Annotated in this window: 21 protein-coding genes and 1 riboswitch; of the genes, 15 read left to right on the forward strand and 6 right to left on the reverse strand. The window is 71.4% G+C overall.

What is annotated here, in order from left to right:
• Positions 1 to 2: 2 nt before the first annotated feature.
• Complete coding sequence (locus CC117_RS20145) at positions 3 to 1,271, reverse strand: cytochrome P450 (protein ID WP_071086455.1); 1,269 nt, start codon at positions 1,269 to 1,271, stop codon at positions 3 to 5.
• 504 nt (positions 1,272 to 1,775) lie between these two features.
• Here CC117_RS20145 and CC117_RS20150 point away from each other — a divergent pair.
• The 7 genes from CC117_RS20150 (at position 1,776) to CC117_RS20180 (ending at position 10,327) form a co-directional block, all read left to right on the forward strand.
• A complete protein-coding gene (locus tag CC117_RS20150) occupies positions 1,776 to 3,161 on the forward strand; it encodes an FAD-dependent oxidoreductase (RefSeq protein ID WP_071086524.1) in 1,386 nt (461 codons plus the stop codon).
• A gap of 384 nt (positions 3,162 to 3,545) precedes the next feature.
• On the forward strand, positions 3,546 to 4,907 hold the full coding sequence (locus tag CC117_RS20155; protein WP_241830271.1) for an ABC transporter substrate-binding protein: 1,362 nt from the start codon (positions 3,546 to 3,548) through the stop codon (positions 4,905 to 4,907).
• Positions 4,908 to 4,909: 2 nt separating this feature from the next.
• Entirely contained in the window at positions 4,910 to 5,857 is a 948-nt protein-coding gene (locus CC117_RS20160) for a carbohydrate ABC transporter permease (protein ID WP_071086457.1), read from the forward strand.
• On the forward strand, positions 5,844 to 6,737 hold the full coding sequence (locus tag CC117_RS20165; RefSeq protein WP_071086459.1) for a carbohydrate ABC transporter permease: 894 nt from the start codon (positions 5,844 to 5,846) through the stop codon (positions 6,735 to 6,737). Before CC117_RS20160 ends, CC117_RS20165 begins: the two co-directional genes overlap by 14 nt.
• A 16-nt stretch (positions 6,738 to 6,753) precedes the next feature.
• Positions 6,754 to 8,052: an ABC transporter ATP-binding protein gene (locus CC117_RS20170; protein WP_241830272.1), complete on the forward strand. Its 1,299-nt coding sequence runs from the start codon at positions 6,754 to 6,756 to the stop codon at positions 8,050 to 8,052.
• A 300-nt stretch (positions 8,053 to 8,352) separates the two neighbouring features.
• Positions 8,353 to 8,988: an HNH endonuclease family protein gene (locus CC117_RS20175; protein WP_071086463.1), complete on the forward strand. Its 636-nt coding sequence runs from the start codon at positions 8,353 to 8,355 to the stop codon at positions 8,986 to 8,988.
• Between the two features lie 304 nt (positions 8,989 to 9,292).
• Positions 9,293 to 10,327: an NAD(P)H-dependent amine dehydrogenase family protein gene (locus tag CC117_RS20180; RefSeq protein ID WP_071086466.1), complete on the forward strand. Its 1,035-nt coding sequence runs from the start codon at positions 9,293 to 9,295 to the stop codon at positions 10,325 to 10,327.
• 65 nt (positions 10,328 to 10,392) lie between these two features.
• Here the strand turns inward: CC117_RS20180 and CC117_RS20185 are convergent, their stop codons facing one another.
• The 4 genes from CC117_RS20185 to CC117_RS20200 form a co-directional block, all read right to left on the reverse strand.
• Positions 10,393 to 10,788 (reverse strand): NUDIX domain-containing protein, encoded by a 396-nt coding sequence (locus CC117_RS20185; RefSeq protein ID WP_071086528.1) that lies wholly within the window; start codon positions 10,786 to 10,788, stop codon positions 10,393 to 10,395.
• 35 nt (positions 10,789 to 10,823) lie between these two features.
• Positions 10,824 to 11,462: a pyridoxamine 5'-phosphate oxidase family protein gene (locus tag CC117_RS20190; protein WP_198541917.1), complete on the reverse strand. Its 639-nt coding sequence runs from the start codon at positions 11,460 to 11,462 to the stop codon at positions 10,824 to 10,826.
• 5 nt (positions 11,463 to 11,467) lie between these two features.
• Positions 11,468 to 12,292, reverse strand: a complete 825-nt coding sequence (ddaH, locus tag CC117_RS20195) for a dimethylargininase (RefSeq protein ID WP_071086470.1) — start codon at positions 12,290 to 12,292, stop codon at positions 11,468 to 11,470.
• 97 nt (positions 12,293 to 12,389) lie between these two features.
• On the reverse strand, positions 12,390 to 13,448 hold the full coding sequence (locus CC117_RS20200; protein WP_071086472.1) for a M29 family metallopeptidase: 1,059 nt from the start codon (positions 13,446 to 13,448) through the stop codon (positions 12,390 to 12,392).
• Between the two features lie 428 nt (positions 13,449 to 13,876).
• On the opposite strand from CC117_RS20200, the gene CC117_RS37490 reads away from it, so the two are divergent.
• The 3 genes from CC117_RS37490 (at position 13,877) to CC117_RS20210 (ending at position 15,847) form a co-directional block, all read left to right on the forward strand.
• A complete protein-coding gene (locus CC117_RS37490; protein ID WP_157905426.1) occupies positions 13,877 to 14,017 on the forward strand; it encodes a hypothetical protein in 141 nt (46 codons plus the stop codon).
• A 600-nt stretch (positions 14,018 to 14,617) separates the two neighbouring features.
• Positions 14,618 to 15,265 (forward strand): molybdopterin-dependent oxidoreductase, encoded by a 648-nt coding sequence (locus CC117_RS20205; RefSeq protein ID WP_071086474.1) that lies wholly within the window; start codon positions 14,618 to 14,620, stop codon positions 15,263 to 15,265.
• Positions 15,266 to 15,424: 159 nt separating this feature from the next.
• A complete protein-coding gene (locus CC117_RS20210; RefSeq protein ID WP_071086476.1) occupies positions 15,425 to 15,847 on the forward strand; it encodes a TOBE domain-containing protein in 423 nt (140 codons plus the stop codon).
• Between the two features lie 119 nt (positions 15,848 to 15,966).
• Here CC117_RS20210 and CC117_RS20215 read toward each other — a convergent pair whose 3' ends face one another.
• Positions 15,967 to 16,419: a pyridoxamine 5'-phosphate oxidase family protein gene (locus tag CC117_RS20215; RefSeq protein WP_071086478.1), complete on the reverse strand. Its 453-nt coding sequence runs from the start codon at positions 16,417 to 16,419 to the stop codon at positions 15,967 to 15,969.
• A gap of 279 nt (positions 16,420 to 16,698) precedes the next feature.
• A riboswitch (cobalamin riboswitch) is annotated at positions 16,699 to 16,900 on the forward strand.
• A gap of 33 nt (positions 16,901 to 16,933) precedes the next feature.
• Between CC117_RS20215 and CC117_RS20220 the strand changes: the two genes are divergently transcribed.
• From CC117_RS20220 to CC117_RS20240, 5 genes are all read left to right on the forward strand, one after another.
• A complete protein-coding gene (locus CC117_RS20220) occupies positions 16,934 to 18,157 on the forward strand; it encodes an ABC transporter substrate-binding protein (protein ID WP_071086481.1) in 1,224 nt (407 codons plus the stop codon).
• Positions 18,158 to 18,279: 122 nt separating this feature from the next.
• Positions 18,280 to 19,302: an iron chelate uptake ABC transporter family permease subunit gene (locus tag CC117_RS20225; RefSeq protein ID WP_084132461.1), complete on the forward strand. Its 1,023-nt coding sequence runs from the start codon at positions 18,280 to 18,282 to the stop codon at positions 19,300 to 19,302.
• On the forward strand, positions 19,302 to 20,165 hold the full coding sequence (locus CC117_RS20230; protein WP_071086485.1) for an ABC transporter ATP-binding protein: 864 nt from the start codon (positions 19,302 to 19,304) through the stop codon (positions 20,163 to 20,165). The genes CC117_RS20225 and CC117_RS20230 overlap by 1 nt, the downstream gene beginning before the upstream one ends.
• A gap of 64 nt (positions 20,166 to 20,229) precedes the next feature.
• Complete coding sequence (locus CC117_RS20235) at positions 20,230 to 21,111, forward strand: (2Fe-2S)-binding protein (RefSeq protein WP_071086487.1); 882 nt, start codon at positions 20,230 to 20,232, stop codon at positions 21,109 to 21,111.
• Positions 21,108 to 21,668 (forward strand): DUF7676 family protein, encoded by a 561-nt coding sequence (locus CC117_RS20240; RefSeq protein WP_071086489.1) that lies wholly within the window; start codon positions 21,108 to 21,110, stop codon positions 21,666 to 21,668. Before CC117_RS20235 ends, CC117_RS20240 begins: the two co-directional genes overlap by 4 nt.
• Positions 21,669 to 21,691 lie beyond the last annotated feature (23 nt).

Genomic DNA, 21,691 nt, shown 5'->3' on the forward strand with positions numbered 1-21,691 from the left:
GATCAGCCGCGGACGGAGATGGGAAGAGCGGCCAGCCCGCGGACGACGATGTTCGGCTTGTACGGAGGGTCGTCCGTGCGGAGTTCGAGCGTCCGCACCCGCTGCAGCAGCCGCTCGAGCAGAAGCTCCATCTCCAGCAGCGCGAGGGGGGCGCCGAGGCAGTAGTGGATGCCGAGGCTGAAGGCGAGCTGGTGCGGCGGGGTCGGCGTGCGCTGGTGGAACCGCGTGACGTCGAGCCGGTCGGGGTCGGGGAACGCCGCCGGGTCGCGGTTCGCCGCGTTGATGAGGACGACGACCCCCTCGCCGTCGGCGAAGGTGTGATCGCCGACCGTGAGCGGCCCCTTCGCCGACCGGGTCGTGAGCTGGACGGGCGGGTCGTAGCGCAGGAGCTCCTCGACGGCGGCCGGGATGAGCTCGGGCCGGTCGCGCAGCACCTGGATCTGGTCGGGGCTGCGCAGCAGGGCGAGGATTCCGCTGCCGACCAGGTTCACGGTGGTCTCGTGGCCCGCCACCAGAGTGGTCACGCAGGACGTCAGCAGTTCCACCTCGGTCAGCACGTCGCCCTGGTCCTCGACCGCGGCGAGTGCGCTGAGCAGGTCGTCCTGCGGTCGGCGCCGACGCTCGTCGATCAGGGCGCGGAAGTACGCCTGGAAGTCCCGGGACGCCGTGCTGCGCTCGGCGCGGGCCTGCTCGGGCAGCAGGACCTCCGGGTCGAAGCCGCGGGCCAGCCACTGCGACCACTGCTGCACCATGGCGTGGTCGCTGGCCGGGACCCCGACGAGCTCGCAGACGATGGTGAGTGGCAGAGGGTATGCGATCGTCTCGATCAGGTCGAACTCGCCGGCGTCCAGTGCGTTGTCGATCAGCTGGTCGACCAGCTGCCCGATGCGGGGGCGCAGGCCGGCGACCAGCCGCGGTGTGAAGGCCTTCGCGACGAGTCGGCGCAGCCGGGTGTGATCGGGCGGGTCCATCCACAGGAACGAGGTGGGCAGCTCCTCGGCCGCCTCGTCGGCCGCGATCTCGCCGTGCAGTTGGGCGGCCTCGTCCGCATGACTCCAGGACGAGTTCTGCAGGACGGTGACGCAGTCGCTGTGCCGGGTGAGCAGATAAAGGCCCAGCGGGGTGCGGTGAAGGGGTCCGGCCTCGCGTAGACGCCGACAGAGGGAATAGGGATCGGGCCGGCTCTCCTGGCCGAAGAGCGCAAGCACGCTCTCCGTCACGTCGATTGTTTCCGGTGCGCCGGGCGACGGTACTGACGTCGTCACTGGCAACCTCCTGCGCTCGGTGTCGCTGATGCGTCGACGGATTTCGTCGCGGAAAAATGCGTCCCGGATATGAAATCGGTCCGGCYGCGGATCGAACTTCTGTCATTGATGTGCATGTCATTAACGGGAGGGTGAACGGCCGGGAAATCTGGTGAGAACCTTTGGTTTCGGGCGTTCCGATGTGTAGCGATAGGCGATACCCATAAACTGATTGGCGTTCGTCAATGCTTCTTGACGCTTTTATTTCGCCGCGGGCAGCATTCCCTCCGGAATACTCGCGGAGCCGCGCCCGGATGGCCGGCGCCGGCCATCCGGCCTCGGGGCCAGGGGCCCGGGTCCATCGGGACCGCAGGGCGAGAGCCGCGTGGTCACGGCGGCCGGGCCCGGCCGCGACAGCTGTGGGAGGACGATGTGGCAGACATCAGCAGCCCGGCCGAGCAGGCTGTTCCACCGCCGAGAGACRCATCGGCGGACGGTGGGCCGAAGAACGAACAGCGGCCGGGACCGGCCGTGGCCCCGGGCCGCAGCGGGCACGCGGTGGTGATCGGCGCCAGCCTCGCCGGCATTCTCGCCGCCCGCGTCCTCGCCGACAGCTACGAGCGGGTGACGGTCCTGGACCGTGACGACCTGCCCGGCGTCGAACAGCGGCGGGGCGCTCCGCAGGGCCGCCACCTGCACGGGCTCATGGAACGCGGGCGCCGCATCATCGAGGATCTCTTCCCCGGGCTGACCGCGGAACTCGCCGACCTCGGCGCCCCGACCACCGAGGTCCTGATCAGATCGCGGTGGTATCTCAGCGGCCTGCGGGTGCATCCGACCCCCACCGGCCTGACCACGGTCCTGGCCAGCCGGCCGCTGCTGGAGAGCACGCTGCGGGCCCGCACGGCGGCCCTGCCCGGCGTCGCGTTCCGCTCCCGCGTCGCCGCGCTGGGGCTGGTGGCGGCGCCGGGCGACCCGCGGCGAGTGGTCGGCGTGCGGGTCCAGAGCGCGGGTGCCGGCGTCGAGGTGATCGAGGCCGACCTGGTCGTGGACGCGACCGGGCGGGGGTCCCGGGCGCCCGACTGGCTCGCGGACCTCGGCTGCCCGCGGCCGGCCGAGGAGCGCATCGACATCGACCTCGGCTACGCGTCGCGCACCTACCGGCGGCGCCCGGAGCACCTGGACGGCGACCTGGGCGTGGTCGTCTCCACGATGCCCGGCTGGCGGGGCGGTGGGGCCATCGTGCTGGAGGGGAACCGCTGGCACGTCACCCTCGGCGGGATGCTCGGCGACCACCCGCCGCTCGACGATGCCGGCTTCCGGATGTTCGCCTCGACACTGCCCGTCCCGGACGTCCACCAGATCGTCTCCGCGGCGGAGCCGCTCGACGACCCCGTTCCGCACCGCTTCCGGGGCTCGCTGCGCCGGCACTACGAGGCGCTGGTCGGCGCCCCGGGGAACTTCCTCGTCGTCGGCGACGCGGCCTGCAGCCTCAACCCGGTCTATGCCCAGGGAATGACCGTGGCGGCCCAGCAGAGCGAAGTACTCGGCCGCTGTCTGCGCGCGGGCCGCGACGACCTGGCGCGGCGTTTCCACCAGGAGGCCGCGCCCCTGATCGACCTCGCCTGGCGGATGTCGACCAACGCGGACCTGAACTATCCGGGTGTGGAGGGCCCCCGCACCGCGCGGGTCAGGCTGACGAACGCCTACCTGCGGCGCGCCCACATCGCCGCGCATGTCGATCCGGTGGTGGCCCGGGCATTCATGCGGCTCGCGAACCTGGTCGAACCGCCGGCCAGCATTCTCCGCCCGGCGATGATGGCGCGCGTCCTGCGCCACGGCTTCGCGACCAGCGCACCGGTACCGCGCCCCCGCCCGGCCGGTGAGACTGCCCGGGTGCCGGTCACCGGCGTGTGAGCGCGGGCGGAAGGCTGGCGACAGCACGACAGCACGACAGCACGACAGCACGACAGGCATGACGGCACGTCTGCACGGCACGACAGCACGACGGCACGTCGGTCCGACGCCGATTCGAATTACCAATGGGCGGATCGAAAACTACRTTTGCGTCCGTGAATCTCTGACGGCACCATTGCTCCCGGCGGCCCGACCGGCCTGGCCGGCGGCCTGAACAGCACGTTCTGGTGCTGCACCCCCTGCGTTTCCCTGGCATTCTCCGCCGCGGTCACGTGGGGTACGAAAATTCGTCCGGTGAGATACCGGACGGATGTGGGGGGTCGGTGGGCAGTGTCCGGCCGGCTTGAAGACGTCAAAGTGCTCGAACGTGGGAGAGGTCACAGAATGACAGGCCGGACAGGACGCGTACGCGGGCGGCGGCTGTTGCTGCCCGCCCTGGTCGCCGCCCTTTCTATGTTCGCCGCCGCGGCCTGCGGCGACGACACCACCAGCTCCGCAGGCGCAGGTTCGGGCGGCGAGGCCACCACGGCCGGACTGGCGCCCCTGGGTCCCGATGCCAAGGTCACCATCAAGTTCCTCTCCTACAACTACGGGACGCCCGGCCTGGGCGGCACCGGTACCCAGGCCCTCATCGATGCCTTCGAGAAGGCGCACCCGAACATCACCGTCGAACCGCAGGGCGTGGCGACGAAGGACGTGCTCACCCGCCTGCGCACGGACACCGCGGCCGGCAGCCCGCCGGACGTCGCGCAGATCGGCTGGAGCAAGATGGCCGAGGYGGTGGACGTGCTGCCGATCGTTCCGGTCGAGCAGATCCCGCCGAAGGCCGAGTGGGACGAGCACGTCGCCGGTATCTCGAGCCAGATCCTCACAGCGACCGAGTTCGACGGCACGGTGACGGCGATGCCGTACACCATGTCGATCCCGATCATGTACTACAATGCGGACCTGTTCCGCGCCGCCGGCCTGGATCCGAAGAACCCCCCGTCCACCATCGAGGACGTCAAGGCGGCCGCGCTCAAGATCAAGGCCACCGGGTCCGAGGGTGTGTACTACGGCGTTGTCGACTCCGGCAAGTCCGACTTCATGACCCAGTCGGTGGTGAACAGCAACGGCGGGAGCCTCGTCGACGCGGGCGGTGAGATCACCCTCGACGACAAGCCGGCCGTCGACGCCCTCGCGGCGCTGCGGGACCTCACGAAGTCCGGTGCGATGCCGGCCGTGAACGCGGAGGTCGCGCGGACGGCGTTCACGAGCGGCAAGCTCGGCATGCTCGTCACCAGCAGCGCCGTGCTGGCGACCGCGATGGGGGCGGCCCAGGGCAAGTTCGAGCTGGGGACGTCCAGCTTCCCGACCTTCGGGTCGAAGCCGGCCAAGCCCACCTACTCGGGTGCGGGTCTCGCGGTGCTGGCCAAGAACGACGAGCACAAGCGCGCCGCCTGGGAGTTCGTCAAGTTCGCCACCAGCGAGGCCGGCTTCGAGATCATCACGAAGGGGATCGGCTACCTGCCGCTGCGGGAGAGCGTCGCCACCAGCCTGGCGGACGAGCCCATCGTCAAGCTCCTCCAGCCGTCGCTCGAGCAGCTCGACACGGTGACGCCCTACACCTCGTTCCCCGGCTCGAAGGCGAACCAGGCCGTCGTGACCCTGCAGGACGAGGCGGTGGAGCCGATCGTGCTGCGCGACGCGGACCCGGCGTCCACCCTCTCCTCGGTCGCAGACAAGATCAGGAAGCTCGGCGCCTGAGCATGACCACCCTCGAGGCCGGCGCCTCGACGCTCGAAGCGCGGGGGCACGCGACGAAGCGTGCCCCCGCCGCCGTCGTCGTCCGCGCCCGACTGACGCCCTGGGCCTACCAGGCCCCGCTCCTGATCGCGCTGGTCGTCTGGGTGTACGGGCCGCTGGTGTTCACCGCCGTCCTCAGCGTCCTGGACTGGGACCTGACGTCCCCGGACAAGACGTTCGTCGGTGTGGACAACTACCGCCAGCTGGTCGAGGAACCCGAGTTCCCGCGCGCTCTGGCCAGGACGGGCCTGTACGTGCTCGCCCTGCTGCCCTTCGCCACGGTCCTCCCGATGGCCCTGGCGATCATGCTGTGGAAACGCCCGGGGAAGGCCAGTGACCGGTACCGCTCGCTGCTGTTCATGCCCGTCGTCCTCGCGCCGGTGGCGACGGCGGTCACCTGGCGGTTCATCCTCGATCCCCTCGGCGGGGTCGTGAACAGCACCTTCGGCGCCGTCGGCCTGCCCGAGCAGGACTGGCTCGGCGACCCCGACACCGCGATCTGGGCGATCTCGCTGATCACCGCGAGCCGGTTCGTCGCGCTGAACATCCTGCTGTACGGGGCGGCGCTCGTGGCGCTGGACCGCCGTGCGTTCGACGCCGCCCGCGTCGACGGCGCCACCGAATGGGAGATCACCCGCCACCTGGTGGTCCCGCAGCTCGTCGGCACCACCGCCCTGCTCGCGTTCCTCTGCGCCGTCTTCGCCGGGCAGTGGACCTTCACGAACATCGCGGTGCTCACCCAGGGCGGCCCGGTGAACAGCACCGACAACGTCTACTACCGCCTCTACACCTACGCCTTCACCTTCTTCGAGGCCGGGACGGGCGCGGCGGCCGCGGTGCTGATCGTGGTGGTCCTCACCGCACTGTTCGGACTGTCGACTCTGGTGAGGAGACGCCGTGTCACGTCGTGACGGCAGCAGTGTCCCGGGTGGCCGTGGCCCCGGCGGCAGTGGTCCAGGTGGCAGTGGTCCAGGTGGCAGTGGCGGCGCCGCGGCGGTGACCCGGCACACCGTACTGGCCCTGGCCGCGTTCGCCATGCTGTTCCCGCTGCTGTGGGCGCTGTCCGGCTCGTTCAAGCCCGGCACCGACGTCTACAGCTCCAGCCCCTTCCCGGTTCCCGGGACACTGGAGAACTACCGGTACGCCCTGCACGAGTTYCCCATCGGACGTCTGCTGCTCAACACCTTCATCACCGCGATCGGGGTGACGGCGCTCCACCTCGCGGCCGGTGTGCTCGCGGCCTGGTCGTTCGTACGCTTCGCGCACCGCGGCCAGGGGGTGCTGCTCGCCGCGGTCACGGTCGCCCTCGTCGTCCCGCCGCAGACACTGATCATCCCGCACTTCCTGATGATCACCGAGGTCGGGCTGCGGGACACCTTCGTCGGCCTCGTCGTCCCACAGCTCTCCCACTGCGCGCTGGCGGTCCTGCTGCTGCGCGAACACACCCGCTCGATCCCGCCGACGCTGATCGCGGCCGCGTCGCTCGACGGCGCCAGCCCGTTCGAGACGCTCCGCCACATCGTCCTGCCGCTGCTGCGCCCGGCCCTCGGAGCAGTCGGGATCGTCGTGTTCATCACGACCTGGAACGAGTACCTGTGGCCGTCGCTGGCCGCGCCGAGCCCGGAGCACACCACCATCCAGATGGGACTTCAGTTGTTCGAGACCTCGGAGGGCCCTGAGCACGGCCCCATGCTCGCCGCGGCGATGCTGGCCACGGTGCCCGTCATCGTGGCGTACCTGCTGGCGTCCCGGCGCATCGCCGACGCCTTCCTCCAGGCCGGGCTGCGGTGACATGGTGACCTCCCCCGTGGCTACTGCCGTTCCCGTCGACGCTTCCGCCGTCGGTTCCGCCGACGGACCAGAGGCACGGGGTGGCACCGTGCCCGGCGTCCTGCTGGAAGGAGTCACCAAGAAGTACGGCAGGCAGACCGTGCTGGACGTCCCGCGGCTGGAGGTGCCGCGCGGATCCTTCACCGTCCTCGTCGGCCCGTCGGGCTGCGGCAAGTCGACCGGCCTGCGGGTGATCGCCGGCCTGGAGACGCCGGACACCGGCCGGGTGATCATCGGCGCTGACGACGCCACCAACACCCCGCCCGGACAGCGTGGCGTCTCGATGGTCTTCCAGGACTTCGCGCTCTACCCGCATCTCACCGTCGAGCAGAACATCTCGTTCAGCCTGCGGCTCGAGGCCAGGCACAACCGGCGCACGGGGCCGAGCCAGGCGGAGATCGGCCGCCGGGTCACCGAGGCGTGCGCCATGCTCGGCCTGGAGAAGCTGCGTGGCCGGCGCCCCGGGCAGCTCTCGGGCGGTGAGCGCCAGCGGGTCGGGCTGGCCCGCGCGATCGTCCGCCGGCCGCAGGTGCTGCTGCTGGACGAGCCGCTCTCCGCCCTGGACGCCCAGCTGCGCCAGCATGCCCGCGCGGAACTGATCCGGCTGCACCGGGAGCTGGGCAACACCGTCGTGCTGGTGACGCACGACCAGCTCGAGGCGCTGTCGATGGGGACGAACCTCGTGGTGATGAACGGCGGGAAGGTCGTCCAGTCCGGCACTCCCGGCGAGGTCTACCGCCGCCCGGCGGACGTCTTCGTCGCCGGTTTCGTCGGCAGCCCGGCGATGAACCTGCACGAGGTGGCGGTGGCGTCCCACCCGGCCGGCATCGAACTGACAGCCGGGACGTCGCCTGACGGTCGCCTCCGCGGGTTGCTTCCCGGCGGTGGCGCGCTCGCCGGCGGCGGCGCGCTGGCCGGCGGCGGCGCGCCGGACCGCGTCCGCCTGGGCTGGCGGCCGGGCGACGCCGTCCTCGAGATGCCCGCGCCCGGCGAGCCGTCGTCCTCCGGCGAGCTGGCGTCCACGGGAGCGCCGGTGCCTGGGGGAGCGGCAGGCGGCCCGGGGCTGGTCGTGACGGGGGTGGTGGACGTCGTGGAGTTCACCGGTGACTCCGCCGTCGTGCACTGCACCGGAGATTTCGGCCGGTGGGCGGTGACCGTGCGCGCGGGGGACCAGCAGCCAGCCATCGGCGACCGGGCACGGGTCCGTGTCCCACTCGCCGACCTGCACCTGTTCGACGTCGACACCGGCCGGCGCCTCCCCACCCCCGCCGCATGACGGCACCCGTCCCCGACCGCCGCTGACCCCGGCCCCCGATCCCGGCCGGGATCTCCGCCCGGCCGGGGTCGGCACCGGCTCGGCGCGGCTTGTTGTCCGGCGTTATGTCGAGGGTTCACCAGGGTTTTGCGTTCCAGCGGAACGCGTTCTCCGAGAATTGTTCTCCGGCATCGATGATTTCCTGTTCATTAGCTTTCAGTATGCCTACTGAAAGCTTTGCTCTGGGATTCTCCTGAAGGTTTCTCCGGACCTTGTGCCGAAACTCCGTCCGGCCACGGTGGAACCGGTCAGGAGCGTGTCGTGACCCCTCGCACCGTCAGGGCGGCCGCGGTCGCCGTGGTTGCCGCACTCGTCGGTGTCCTGTTCGCCGTGGTCCCGGCGAGCGCGACGCCCCCGAACATCCCGTCGGCGAGCACCGCGCTCAGCCGGCTCAACTCGCTGACCGTCGCGGCCGAGTCGCACGCGTCCACCTACGACCGGGACCTGTTCCCGCACTGGATCACGGTCTCCGGGGCGTGCAACACCCGGGAGCAGGTGCTCAAGCGCGACGGCTCCGGCGTCGTCGTGAACAGCAGCTGCGCGGCGACGTCCGGCTCCTGGTACAGCCCGTACGACGGCGCCACCTGGACGGCGGCGTCGGACGTCGACATCGACCACATGGTGCCGCTCGCGGAGGCATGGGCCTCCGGTGCYTGGGCGTGGACCACCTCGACGCGCCAGACCTACGCCAACGACCTCGGCGGTCCCGAGCTGTGGGCGGTCACCGACAACGTCAACCAGTCCAAGGGCGACAAGGACCCGGCCGAGTGGCAGCCGTCGCTCTCCTCGTTCCGGTGCACCTACGCCCGCGCCTGGGTCCAGGTGAAGTACTACTACGCCCTGACCGTGGACAGCGCCGAGAAGTCCGCCCTCACGAGCATGCTCGGAACCTGCTGACCGGCTCCACGCTGACCGGCTCTGCCGCGGTGGGTCCCGCCGTTGCGGGCTCCGCCGTGGCGGCCTCCGGCTGAGGCGGCTCGGTTCTGAGATGCCCGGAACCCCGCGGTTCGTTGTCACGCGGGGCTCCGGGCATTTTGCCGGCCATGTCCGGAACGTGAATGGATCGTGCCGGCGGACTCGTATCCGTTCGCCCGGTGGCCGGTAGCGGGTGCGGCGTCACCTCGGTAAGTTCGCGGGGGTATGGCCGTGTTCGCGGGGCCCCGCGTTCCGGATCCAGCCTTTCGAGAAGGAGGCGATCCCAATGATCACCTCGTCGCGTCCCGTGCGTGTCGTTCAGTGGTGCACCGGCCATATCGGCCAGATCTCCATCCGTCATTTCGCGGCCAATCCCACCTTCGATCTGGCCGGCGTCTACACGACCTCCGCGGCCAAGGACGGTGTGGACGCCGGCCTGCTCGCCGGAATCGACCCGCTCGGTGTCACGGCCACGACGGACAAGGACAAGCTTCTCGCCCTCGACGCCGACTGCGTGCACTACGCGCCGTTACAGCCGGATATCGACGACCTCGAGGCGCTCCTGCGTTCCGGGAAGAACGTCGTGACGCCCCTCGGCTTCACGTTCCCGCGGCCGGACGACGAGCAGACGGTCCGCCTCCAGGCGGCCTGCCAGGCAGGCGGGACCAGTTTTCACTCGGGTGGCATCCACCCGGGATTCGCCGGCGACATCCTCGCTCTCGTCGGCTCCCGGCTGCAGAGCCGCCTCGACCAGGTGGTCGTGACCGAGGTGGTCGACTTCAGCGATGCGCCGTCGAGCGACATGCTCACCGCCTTCGGGTTCGGCCGCGACCCGGAGGAGGCCCACCGGACGCACCGGCTCGCCCTCGACGTCTACAGCCAGTCGATCGGCCTGCTGGCAACGGGTCTCGGGCTCACGGTCGACCGGTACGAGTGCGGCCTCACGGTTGCCGTCAGCGACAGCGATCTCACCGTCGCCTCGGGCGTGATCCCGGCCGGCAAGGTGGCGGGCATGTGCCGCCGCTGGGAGGCGATCGTCGACGGGCGCCCCGCCATCGTCTTCCAGTCGAAGTGGAAGATGGCGGACGACCTCACGCCGGAGATCATCGGCGGTGCGAGTCGGTACATCGTCGAGTTCCTCGGCGAGCCGGCCACCACGCTCACCGTCGAGGCGAAGCCGTCCGGCGGCTCGGTCGATGCAGGCCGGACCTGGACGGCCATGTCGGTCGTCAACATGATCCATGACGTCGTCGCCGCCCCACCAGGTATCCAGACGCACCTCGATCTCCCCCCGGGAAAGCCGCGCGGCCTCTTCCACTGAGGTCGGCGTCTGAGATCGGCCTCCTTTTCCGCTTCCGCCGCGACATCCTCCGGGGTGCGGGGACGTCAAAGCAGGGTCGGGAGAACCTTTTCGAAGAAGGGGATGTCGCCGTCGAAGGTGGGGGTCAGCGTGCGGAACTCCGTGGCCGTCACCCAGCGGGCGGCGCTGGCCTCGCCGGGATCGAGGCGGAGGTCACCGGTCTCGGCCGGGGCCGTCCACCAGTGCAGGCGGAAGCTGCCGTCGTCGGTGTCGCACTCCCAGACCTTGGCACCGGCGACGACGGTCAGCCCGACCTCCTCCCACACCTCGCGGACGAGTGCCTCGGCCTGCGTCTCGCCGGGCTCGATCCGCCCGCTGGGCGGTGCCCAGAACCCGGACCGGGCGGCCAGCGGGCCGCGTTCGATGACGAGCACCCGTCCGGCGCGGAGCAGCACCGCGACGACCGCCTGCCGCTGCGACACGGGCGGATCTTCCGTGTCGCCGGCCGACCGCGGCGTCACCGGCGGGCTTCCAGCGACGGTGCGAGACCGGTGGGGACGGGCAGGTCGCAGTCCGGCTCCGCGGCACCGGCGGTGAGCCGGACGGGGACGACACCGGCCCAGTAGCCCGAGTCCAGGTCGGGCGGGTCGTCGTTGGGCGGGCCGGTGCGGGACTTCAGCGCGACATCCGTGGACGGGTCGCCCAGGCCCAGCGCCAGGACGGCCGTCGCCGCCAGCTCCTTCGGCGTCGGGGGGCGGCACTGTTCCGACCGGCCGACTCCGACCCTGTCCACGAGGGCGGCGAGAACGCGCGCCTTCTCGTCCTTGTCCACGACGGCCCGCGCGTCACCGTGGACGATGACGGAGCGGTAGTTCAGCGAATGGTGGAAGGCCGACCGGGCGAGGACGAGACCGTCGAGCAGGGAGACCGTCACACACACCGGAAGCGCCGCGGACCGCCCCGCCGCGAGGAGCCTTGCTCCGGTCGATCCGTGCACATACAGCGTTTCCCCGACCCGGACGTGCAGCGTGGGGATCACATGCGGCCGGCCGTCGACCACGAAACCCACGTGGCAGGTCAGCGCCTCGTCAAGGACGGCGTCGGCGGCGTCGCGGTCGTAGGTGACGCGCGCGACGGCGCGTGAGGGGTGCAGCACGACGCTTATTCTGACCCGCCGCGCAGCTCCAGGGTGCAGCATTTCGGCCCGCCGCCGGCCTTCTGCAGCTCGGACATGTCGATGCCGATCGGTTCGAAACCACGCTCGCGCAGCTCGGCGATCACCCCGACGGCGGCCCGCGGCAGGATGACGTGACGTCCGTCCGAGACGGCGTTCAGGCCGAACGCCACGGCGTCGGCGTCCGACGCGGTGACGGCGTCCGGGTAGAGCTCCGCCAGCAGCAGCCGGCTCTCGTCGGTGAAGGCCTTCGGGTTGTACATGATGGTCTGTTCGTCGAGAACGGCGAGAGCCGTGTCGAGGTGGTAATACCGCGGGTCGGTAAGCGTCAGGGTGACGATCGGGCGCCCGAAGAACTCGCCGAGCTCCGTGTGCGCCTCGGTGGCGGTCCGGAAGCCGGAACCGGCCAGGATGCGTTCCCCGACGGTCAGGCAGTCACCCTCGCCCTCATTCGTCCACTGCGCCTGCCGGACCTCGCCGAACRCCCGTCCCCGTTCCTCGAACCACTCGAGGAACGCCGCGGATTCGGGGCGTCGTTGTGGGTGCCGGAAACGCGCGACCAGCACCCGTCCGTCCACGACGGTCGCGCCATTGGCGGAGAAGACCATGTCCGGCAGCCCGGGGCGTGCTTCCAGGACGTCCACCCGGTGCCCGAGTTCGAGATAGAGATCGCGCAGGCGCCCCCACTGCTCGAGTGCGATCTTGGCGTAGGTCGGTACTTCGGGATGCATCCAGGGATTGATCGAGTATTCGACATCGAAATACTTCGGTTCGACCATGAGGTAGTGACGCCGGGTGGCGATCCGCTGCACGGTTTCCTCCTGGCTTGCCTCGGGTGTGCTGGCCCCATTCTTACCGGCCGGCCGGCCACGCGAAGTGCCCTGCCGGCCCGGATGGCTGTGAGCCGGACTACGCCTGTCGACCCCGGCGGCGAGGGGGGACGGGGCCGGCCAGGGTGTTGCCCTCCGTGTCGGTCATGACGGTGTCGACGCAGGTGAACGTGAGGGCGTAGCGCGTTGTGGGAGCCAGGCCGAAGCCCAGGTGGACAACTCCGTTGGTCGCGCCGAACATCTGGTTCAGGCCGCAGTTGCCGGGCTGCTGGCGCAGCACCGGGTTGAGCCCGATACCGAACTCCCACAGCACCCGGTAGTACTCGTCCGCCTCGTAGAGATCGTTCAGGGCCGCCACCGCGCCCTTGCCCTCCGGCGCGGTCGCCCGGACGTCGGTCACCACGCCGTCGGTGAAGGTCAGGATCACCGGGCTCTGGCGCAGCGCGTCCAGATCCTGGTAGAGGGCAGCCTGCTCGTCGACGCAGTCCGGGTCGTCGCCGCGGTGCACGATCGGGGCGCCGAGCAGGGTGACGGTCCCGTTCAGGTCGAGCCGCCGGGAGGTGCCGAAGCGGTACGGGGTGGTGGGCGCCGCACTGGCCTCCCCGGCCGGCGCGATCTGCTGCCCACCGGGCGCCACCGGCCCGGCCTGCTGGTTCCACTCGTAGCCGGCCGAGATCCCGAACGTGGCGGATGTCGACTCCTGCGAGGCGGTGAGCCACACGTAAGACGTCGCGCCGAGCGCGCCGAACAGGCGGTCCGCCCGGACCTCGAGGGCCACCGGGTCGGTGCTCTCGACGGCGGTGAGGAAGTAGTCAACCTGGGCATCGGTCACCGGGGTCGACCCGCAGGGCATGACGACCAGCCGCCGGCCGGGGCCGAGCACCGCCGGTTCGGGGGAGACGACGAAACGGTCCGGGCAGACGACGAAGATGTCGGCGCTTTCCGGGCAGCGCTCCGCGCTCAGCGCGGCGTCGAGCGGTTCGCCGGCCTCGATCGTCGCCACGCCGGTATTCCGGTAGCCGGTGCTCGGGGCGAGCACGAAATCGTCGACACGGTCGGTCTGGGTGATGAGAAGAAACGTATCGCTGGGTTTCCCGAACTCGCGGTGCCGGTCGGGATGGACGACGAACTGTGCCACAGAGTCACCCCGGACGGGAGTTCCGGCGCGACGGCGCCGGAGAAAAGTGTGTGAAATGTCGGTGCCGTGTCGACCGGTGTGATGCGGTGTGATGCGGCGCAATGCGTTTCGGTGGTGCAGCTCCTTGTACCGGGGCGGAGCGACACGGCCGTGACTGGCCCCCCTGGACCGGCGGCATCAGCCGAGAGGGGTGCCCAGGTAGCTCTCCACCCGGATCTCCTGGTGCCCCGGGGAAGCTTCTGGCTCAGGGCGCCGAGCAGGACGTCGGCGCGGTCGTTCGTGACGACGGTGTCAGACGCGATGATGTCGAGACCGCCCCGGGTGAACGGGGTCAGGCTGATTTCCCAGCGCAGACAGCCGTGCGCCGAACCGAACACCTCGTTCATGGCGTGGTTTCCGGGAAGCAAATCGAGGGGCGTGTGCACCGCATGGCCGATCTCCCAGACGAGGCGGTAGCGCGAGTCTACCTGGAACAGCGCCGTCAACCTGTCCGCCGCCTGCCGGACGGCGGGGTCGACGGCGTGCAGTTCGGTGATCCGGCGTCGTCCACGACAGCCCGCACCGGATGATCCCGGCGCGGCCGCAGTTCTCCGTGAATACTTTTCTGTTCAATCGGGGGAACGACGGCGTCCCGGAATGCGGAATCAGAAGGCCGCTGATGACGGTCTCACCGTCGAGCGGCAGCCAAGGTATTCGTCGAACTCGACGGTCTCGATCGGCAGCACACCGGTCTCCTGTCGGCGAGATCTGCCGGTCGGCCCCGGTCGCCCCGGTCGGCCTACAAGCCGCTTGCTGCACACCAGCCCGCAGTCCCACGCACAGCCGCCGCCGGGCCGCGGCCCCGCGGCGGGGGCAGGGGCAGGGGCAGGGGCAGGAGCAGTGCGGTGAACCCGATCCGGATCCGGCTCGTCACGGCGCGACCGCCGCCGCCGCCCGGAGGGTCGGCACGGCCGGGACCCGCGAGCCCCCGACTGTCCGTAGCTGCGGATGTTTTGGTGTTCATGTACCTCATATGCGGAGATTCGCTAAGGTGCGGGAAGTAAACGGGAGGAGCCTCCGGGCACTCCGTCGCTCCCGCGCCTGACCCTCCGCGGGCGGCGGAGCCGCAGCTGGCGAGCTCGCTCCGCCCGTTCTCGCCTCCGCTGACAGACAGAAGGAAAGACGGTCAGATGTCGCCGCACCCCATCCGCAGGGTCCCCATCCGCAGGGTTCTCACCCGCAGGGTCTTCTCCCGCCGGTGCACCGCCCTGCTCGCCGTGCCCGCACTCCTCATCGCGGCGTTCGTCGCGTTCCTGCCCGGCGCGGCCGCCGAGGCCTCCGGTGGAGGCCAGCCCGCCGCCACGTCCGCCCACCACCCGAAGCCCCCGAGGCCGACCCCGCCGCCGCGGCCCGCCGCCTTCGTCGTCAAGGGGGCCGTCGCCCACCCCCTCCGGCTCACCGTCGCCGACCTGGCGAAGTACCCGCAGCACACCCAGCAGGTGTCCTTCGTGAGCGGCAGCGGAACGCAGACCCACACCTACACCGGCCCCCGGCTCGTCGACGTCATCCAGGCCGCCGGCCCGAAGTTCCGGCCCGAGGTCAAGAACGACCTGCTCCGCTACGCGGTGCTGATCCGCGCCAGCGACGGGTACGAGTCCGTGCTGTCCTGGCCCGAGATCACCGAAGGCTTCGGCGGGGTCCAGGCCCTGATCGCCGCCACCGAGGACGGCGTCTCGCTCGCCGCGGACGGTCCTCGGCTGACCGTGCCGTCCGACACCAAGGGCGGCCGGTACGTCTCCTGGATCACCTCGATCACCCTGGTGCGCGTCGGTTCGTAGGGCGTCCGGGCCAGGCCCGGGTCCCGCGTCACCACCCGGGGCCCGGGTTCTGCCCGGCACATCGGCAGCCCGGCTGCCACCGGCCCGATCGGGCGTCCGTTGGACGGATGCCGGCTCGGGCGCAATCCGCCCGCAACAGGACCTGGCTACTGTCCAGCCATGACCTTGAGCATCCGCAATCGGCTCACTGGAACCGTCGCCGACATCACCAGCGGCGCTGTGATGGGCACCGTTCGCATTGATCTGCCGAACGGCGAGACGCTCACCTCCGCCGTCACCATGGACGCCATCAAGGACGTCGGTGTCGCGATCGGCAGCGAGGTCGAGGTGCTGATCAAGGCGACGGACGTCTCCCTCGCCATCGGTGAGACCTCCGGGCTGACGATCCGCAACCGGCTCAGCGGCACCGTGGTCGCCCTCGACACCGGCGGCGCGATGGCGCTGGCCCGGGTCGCCCTCGGGTCCGACACCGAGCTGACCGCCGCGATCACCCGCGCCGCCGCCGATGACCTCGGCCTCGTGCCGGGGACGTCGGTCACGGCGCTGATCAAGTCGACAGAGGTCGCCTTCTCCGCCCTGTGACGCACGGCTGCCGGCTGCCGGCTGCCAGCGGCCGGCTGCCAGCGGCCGGCGGTCAGTCCGCGTTCGACGTTCGACGTTCGACGTTCGGTGCTCGACCGCCGGCGGCCAGCCCCGCCGCTCTACATCTTGCGGAAGTCCCAGCTGCTGATCTTCTCGGGGACCACCCGCAGCCAGGCGTGCCGGCCGTCGTAGTGCATCTCGTCGCGGCCGGTGTACTTCCGGGCGTACAGCAGCTCGGTGTTGGCGAGGCCGGGGTCGGGGGTGCTGGTGCGCGGGGCCTCTCCCACGCTCTCCGCCCGGCCGCGGATCTCCACCCCGCGCAGCTCCCCGAAGCCGTGCCCGGTGTCGATGACCACGGCGACCCGCGGATCGCGCTCGAGGTCCGTCCAGCGCTGGCTTTTCACGACCGAGTTGAGCCACAGCGCCTGCCCGTCCCACACGAACCACAGCGGTGTCAGATGAGGACCGCTCGGGCTCGTGGTCGCGACCCGGCAGGTGCGCTCCTCGGCGAGGAAGGCGTCCACCTCGTCCTGGGTCATGGCGATCTTGCGGCCCCGACGCTGCTCTCTCATCGTTGTCCCTTCGTCAGCCCGGTGTCTTTCGACCCTATGGCGCGCTCCAGGCCAGGTGCATCGCCTTGCCGGCCGGCCGCCGGCCCGGCCGCCGGCAACCGGCCGCCGGCAACCGGCCGCCGGCAACCGGCCGCCGGCAACCGGCCGCCGGCAACCGGCCGCCGGCAACCGGCAACCGGCCAGTGGTGGCGAACCGACCAGGCTAGGGCCGGGCTCGGACGACCCGGGGCAGAACGAGAAATCACTTGCATAGCCTTGCAGATGAGGTGGTGCGGACCGTACCGTTCTCGTCGCCGTGGTGTTCGGGAAGACCGGTGTGATGCCGGAGCGGCCCTCGCCACTGTGATCGGGATGTCGACAGCCACTCCCCGCCAGCCGGGGAAGCCACTGGGCAGCGGACCACACGGACCGCACGCCCGGGAAGGCGGCCGCCGGCGCACCACCCGTCAGCCAGGAGACCGGCCACGGCACCCGCGATCCGTCCACGAGGTGTTGGAAGGCGGCCGATTCCGGCATGCGCGCACGTCTGGTGGCCCTGAGCGCCACCCTCCTGCTCACCCCCGCCCTGCTCGCCGCCTGCGGCGATGACGGGACATCCTCGTCGTCACCGCAGGCCGGCGCGGACGTCGACGCCCGGGGGTGCGTGACCGACTTCGACCCGGCGGCCGACTACTTCCCGGACCGCTCGACGCTGGAACACGCGAAGAACTTCACCGTCCGCTACGAGAAGGCCTACCAGGTCCTCACCGTGAAAGAGCCGTACCCGGACGGGAAACCCGAGTCGTACGTGCTCTACCGATGCGGGACGCCGGAACCGGAGGTGACCGGTGAACTCGCCGGCGCACCACGGATCGAGATCCCGGTCCGCAGCCTCTACTCCGGCTCGACCACGCATCTGCCGCTGCTCGTGGACCTGGGGCGCGAGAACGTCCTCACCGGGGTGGCGAGTGCCGCGAGCGTCGTCGACAAGGACATCCGGGCCCGCGCCGACGCCGACGAGATCGTCGAGTACGCCCCCGGCGGCCAGATCGACACCGAGCGGGTCGTCACCGCGGCACCGGACATCGTGATGACCGGCGGCACCGAATCCGCCGAGTACGGAACGCTGCGCGACGCGGGCATTCCCGTCGTCGCCAACGCCGAATGGCTGGAGGCCGACCCGCTCGGCCGTGCCGAATGGGTGAAGTTCATGGCCGCCCTCACCGGCGACGAGGCCGAAGCGGCGAAGGTCTTCGACCGGATCGAGGCCGACTACACCGCCATCGCCGACCGGGTCCCGGGCGGCGGCGGAGACGGCGCCGCCGACCAGGTGCCCGCGCTGATCGGCACCATGTACCAGGGCACCTGGTACATGCCGTCCGGCGGCAGCTACGTCGGCAAGCTCCTCGCCGACGCCGGCGCCACCTACCCGTGGGCCGGCGAGACCGACACCGGCAGCCTCGAACTCGACTTCGAGACTGTGTTCACCGAATCCGGCAGCGCCCCCGTCTGGCTCGCCGACGGGGAGTGGGACAACCTCGCCGACGTCACCGCCGAGGACGAGCGGTACGGCCAGCTCGCGGCCGTCCGCGGCGGGCAGGTGTGGAGCAACACGCTGGTCATCGGGCCGGGCGGCGGCAACGACTACTGGGAACGCGGCGTCACCCGGCCCGACCTGGTGCTCGGCGACCTGGCCGCGATCCTGCACCCGGACGCCTTCCCCGACCACACCTTCGCCTTCTACCGCCGCATCACGTGACGACGTCACCGACGTCCACGTCCCCCACGGCGGCACCTGCCGCACCTGCCGCGGGGGAGTCCATCGAGGCGGAGCGCCGCGGCCGCCTCAGGGTGGGCAGCCGCCGGGCGGGCCGCCGGGCGCTGGTGCTCGGCGGGCTCGTGGCGGCGGTCGCGGCGACGTTCCTGCTCGCGCTCGCCGTCGGCTCGGTCGCCGTCCCGCTCGACGAGACCCTGCGGGTCCTCGCCGGCCGGCAGCCGCACGACCCGCGGTGGACGGTCGTCGTCGGCCAGATCCGGCTGCCCCGCGCGCTCACCGCCGCGCTTGCCGGCGCGGCCCTCGGCGTCGCCGGGCTGCAGATGCAGACCCTGTTCCGCAACCCGCTCGCCGACCCCTACTCGCTGGGTGTCAGCTCCGGCGCCAGCCTCGGTGTCGCGCTCGTCGTCGCCGGGATCGGCGGCTCCGGCGGGACCTTCACCGCCAGGGTCGCCGGCAGCGACCGGTTCGGCGTCGTCATCGCCGGGGCCGCGGGCGCGGCCGTCGTCCTGGCCGCCGTGCTCCTGCTCGCGAACTGGGTCCGCTCCGTCGTCACCCTGCTCGTCATCGGCGTCATCCTCGGCAGCGCCGTCAGCTCCGTCGTCAGTCTCCTGCTCACCTGGACGGCCCCGGAACGCGCCATCCAGTACTGGACGTGGTCCCTCGGTAGCTTCGCCGGGACGTCCAGCAGTGACCTGACGGTCTTCGCGCCCGCGGTCGGCCTCGGACTGCTCGTCGCGCTCGCCTCGGTGAAGCCGCTCAACGCCCTGCTGCTCGGCGAGAACTACGCCCGCACGCTGGGGCTGCGGCTGCGCCGGGTCCGCGCGGTGACGCTGCTCGGCGCGTCCGTGCTCGCCGGGGCGGTCACCGCCTTCTGCGGGCCGGTGGCCTTCCTCGGCATCGCGGTGCCGCACGTCGCCCGCCGCCTGCTCGACACCGCCGACCACCGGGTGCTCGTCCCCGGCACGCTGCTCACCGGCGCGCTGCTCGCGCTGGCCTGCTCGATCGCCGCCCAACTGCCCGGCACCGGCCTCGTCCTGCCGATCAACGTCATCACCGCGCTGGTCGGCGCGCCGATCGTGATCGCCGTGCTGCTGCGGGCCCGCGTCGACGTCGCCGGCGTCGGCTGATGACCCAGACGACCCAGACGACGCAGGCGACGCAGGCAGGACTGTGCCTGGAGGATCTCGCCGTCGGCTACCGGCGGCGCGCGCTCCGCCCGTCCAGCCTCCGCGGGCGGCCCGGGCGCTCCGTGCGCTCCGGGCGGGCGGTGCTGGCCGGCCTGTCCGCCGCCGCGCCGCGCGGGCAGCTCACCGTCCTGCTCGGTCCGAACGGGATCGGCAAGTCCACTCTGCTCCGCACCCTGGCCGGGCTCCAGCCGCCGCTCGCCGGGCGGGTGCGGCTCGACGGGGCCGACCTCGGTCAGCTCAGCGGCGCCGAACGGGCCCGGCTCGTCGGCGTCGTGCTCACCGACCGGGTCCAGATCGGGCTGCTCACCGCCGCCGAGCTCGTCGGCCTGGGCCGCCACCCGCACACCGGCCCCACCGGACGCCTCACCGACGCCGACCACGCGATCGTGCGCTGGGCCCTCGACGCGGTCCACGCCCGCCACCTCGCCGGCCGCCCCGTCGACGAACTCTCCGACGGCGAACGCCAGCGGGTGATGATGGCCCGCGCACTCGCCCAGGAACCGTCCATGATCCTGCTGGACGAGCCGACCGCCTTCCTGGACGCCCCGTCCCGCGTCACCGTTACCGCCCTGCTGCGCAGGCTGGCCCGGGAACGGAACCTTGCCGTGATCGTCTCCACCCACGACCTCGAACTCTCCCTGCGCGTCGCCGACCAGGTCTGGCTCGTCGACCGGACGGGGGCCCTCCACACAGGGCACCCTGACGAGGTGGTCGGCTCCGGCGCGGTCAACACCTCCTTCGACGGCGACGACCTCCGCTTCGACCCGGCGACCAGAACCTTCGAGCTGCGCGGCCCGCTGTGACGGGCCCGCCGGCCCCACCCACCGCGGGCCCCTCCACCGGAGGCCCCTCCACCAGGAGGTACCGATGAGCGGTTCCGCGGAACCGGCCGACAGCGCGCGGGTCCGCTCCGCGCTGGCTGCCCTCACCGCCATCAGCCCCTACTTCGAGGCGGACGTCCCGCCGGCGGCGCCGGCGAGCAGCGCCGGCGGCACGGCTGGTGCCGACGGGACCGCTGCTGCAGACGAGACCGCGCCCGTGTCGGTCAGCGAGCTGTACCTGGGCGGTACCGCGCTCGCGGCGGCCATCGACGGTGTGAACGCCCGGCTCGGCGGGGTCGAGCGGCGGGTCGCCGCGTCCACCCTCGCCCTCGGCCACGCGGCCCGGCTCTGGTCCGTCGCGCTGGGAACGTGGGCGACCTCGGGCATCGTCCCGGACCTCGACCCGTCCGCACTGCGTGTCCAGCCTCGCCTCACCGCCCCGCTGCGGCTGATCGTCGACCGGCCCGCCGGCTGGTGGCCCACCCCGCCCGACTCAGCCGACGGAGCGGTGGCGGCGGCTGGGAGCCTGCTCCGCGAGGTCGTCGTCGAGCGGAACCTGCGGCCCTACTTCGCTGCGCTCCAGACCCAGACCCGCCTCCCTCCCGGACTGCTGTGGGGCAACGCCGCGTCCGCGCTGGTCGGCGCCACCCGGATGCTCAGCGGATTTCTCGCGGCCCCGCCGGCGGGGCCGAACAGCTCCAGCTCCAGCGCGGGCTGGGTCGACAGCGGAGCCGTGGGCAGACTCACCGCACTGCTGCTCGCCACACCGCCACTGGCCCACACGACCGTCCACGCGCTCACCGCGGACGGGCAGGTCGTGCCACCCACCGTGGTGCGGCGCAGCTGCTGCCTCTTCTACCGGGTGCCCGGCGGCGGTACCTGCGGTGACTGCCCCCTGCACGGAGCACAGGAAAGGACACAGCGATGACCACCGACACCGGCTTCCGTACCGTCGACGAGCTCGGCAACGGCACCCTGCAGATCTGGGACCTGCCGATCGACACCGACACCCTGCTCGGCATCATCACGGACGTCTTCACCGACCACTGGCGCCAGATCGGCTTCGGTGTCCTCGTGCAGGGAGCCGCCTGGGAGGTCGCGGCCCCCAACGCCCCCCRGAAGATCGGCATGTACGACGGCTACGTCACCGTCGACTTCGGCGCCTGGCACTTCCACCTGTGCATCGGTGAGCACACGGCGAGCGGGCCGGAGTTGGGACGTATCCGCCGGTGCGCCCGGGCCGAGCTGTACCGCAGGCTCGGCCCCGGGGACGCCCCGACGTCCTGGGGCCTGCGGATGTTCAACGCGATCGACGAGCAGATGATGACCGTCCTGCTGCCCAATCCGTTCCTCAGCGACGCGCAGGAGCTGCTGCCCGCCCCCGACTTCAGTCGACTCGCCGCCTGGGACCAGCTGCGCGCCCGCTACCTCGACCTGCCCCCCGACCCGACAGACCGCACCGGCACCGGCTTCCACCACGGCTGAGTCCACCCGCCGGCGCGGGACGA

Origin of the sequence: Parafrankia colletiae (assembly GCF_001854655.1) — a bacterium.
GTDB lineage: Bacteria > Actinomycetota > Actinomycetes > Frankiales > Frankiaceae > Parafrankia > Parafrankia colletiae.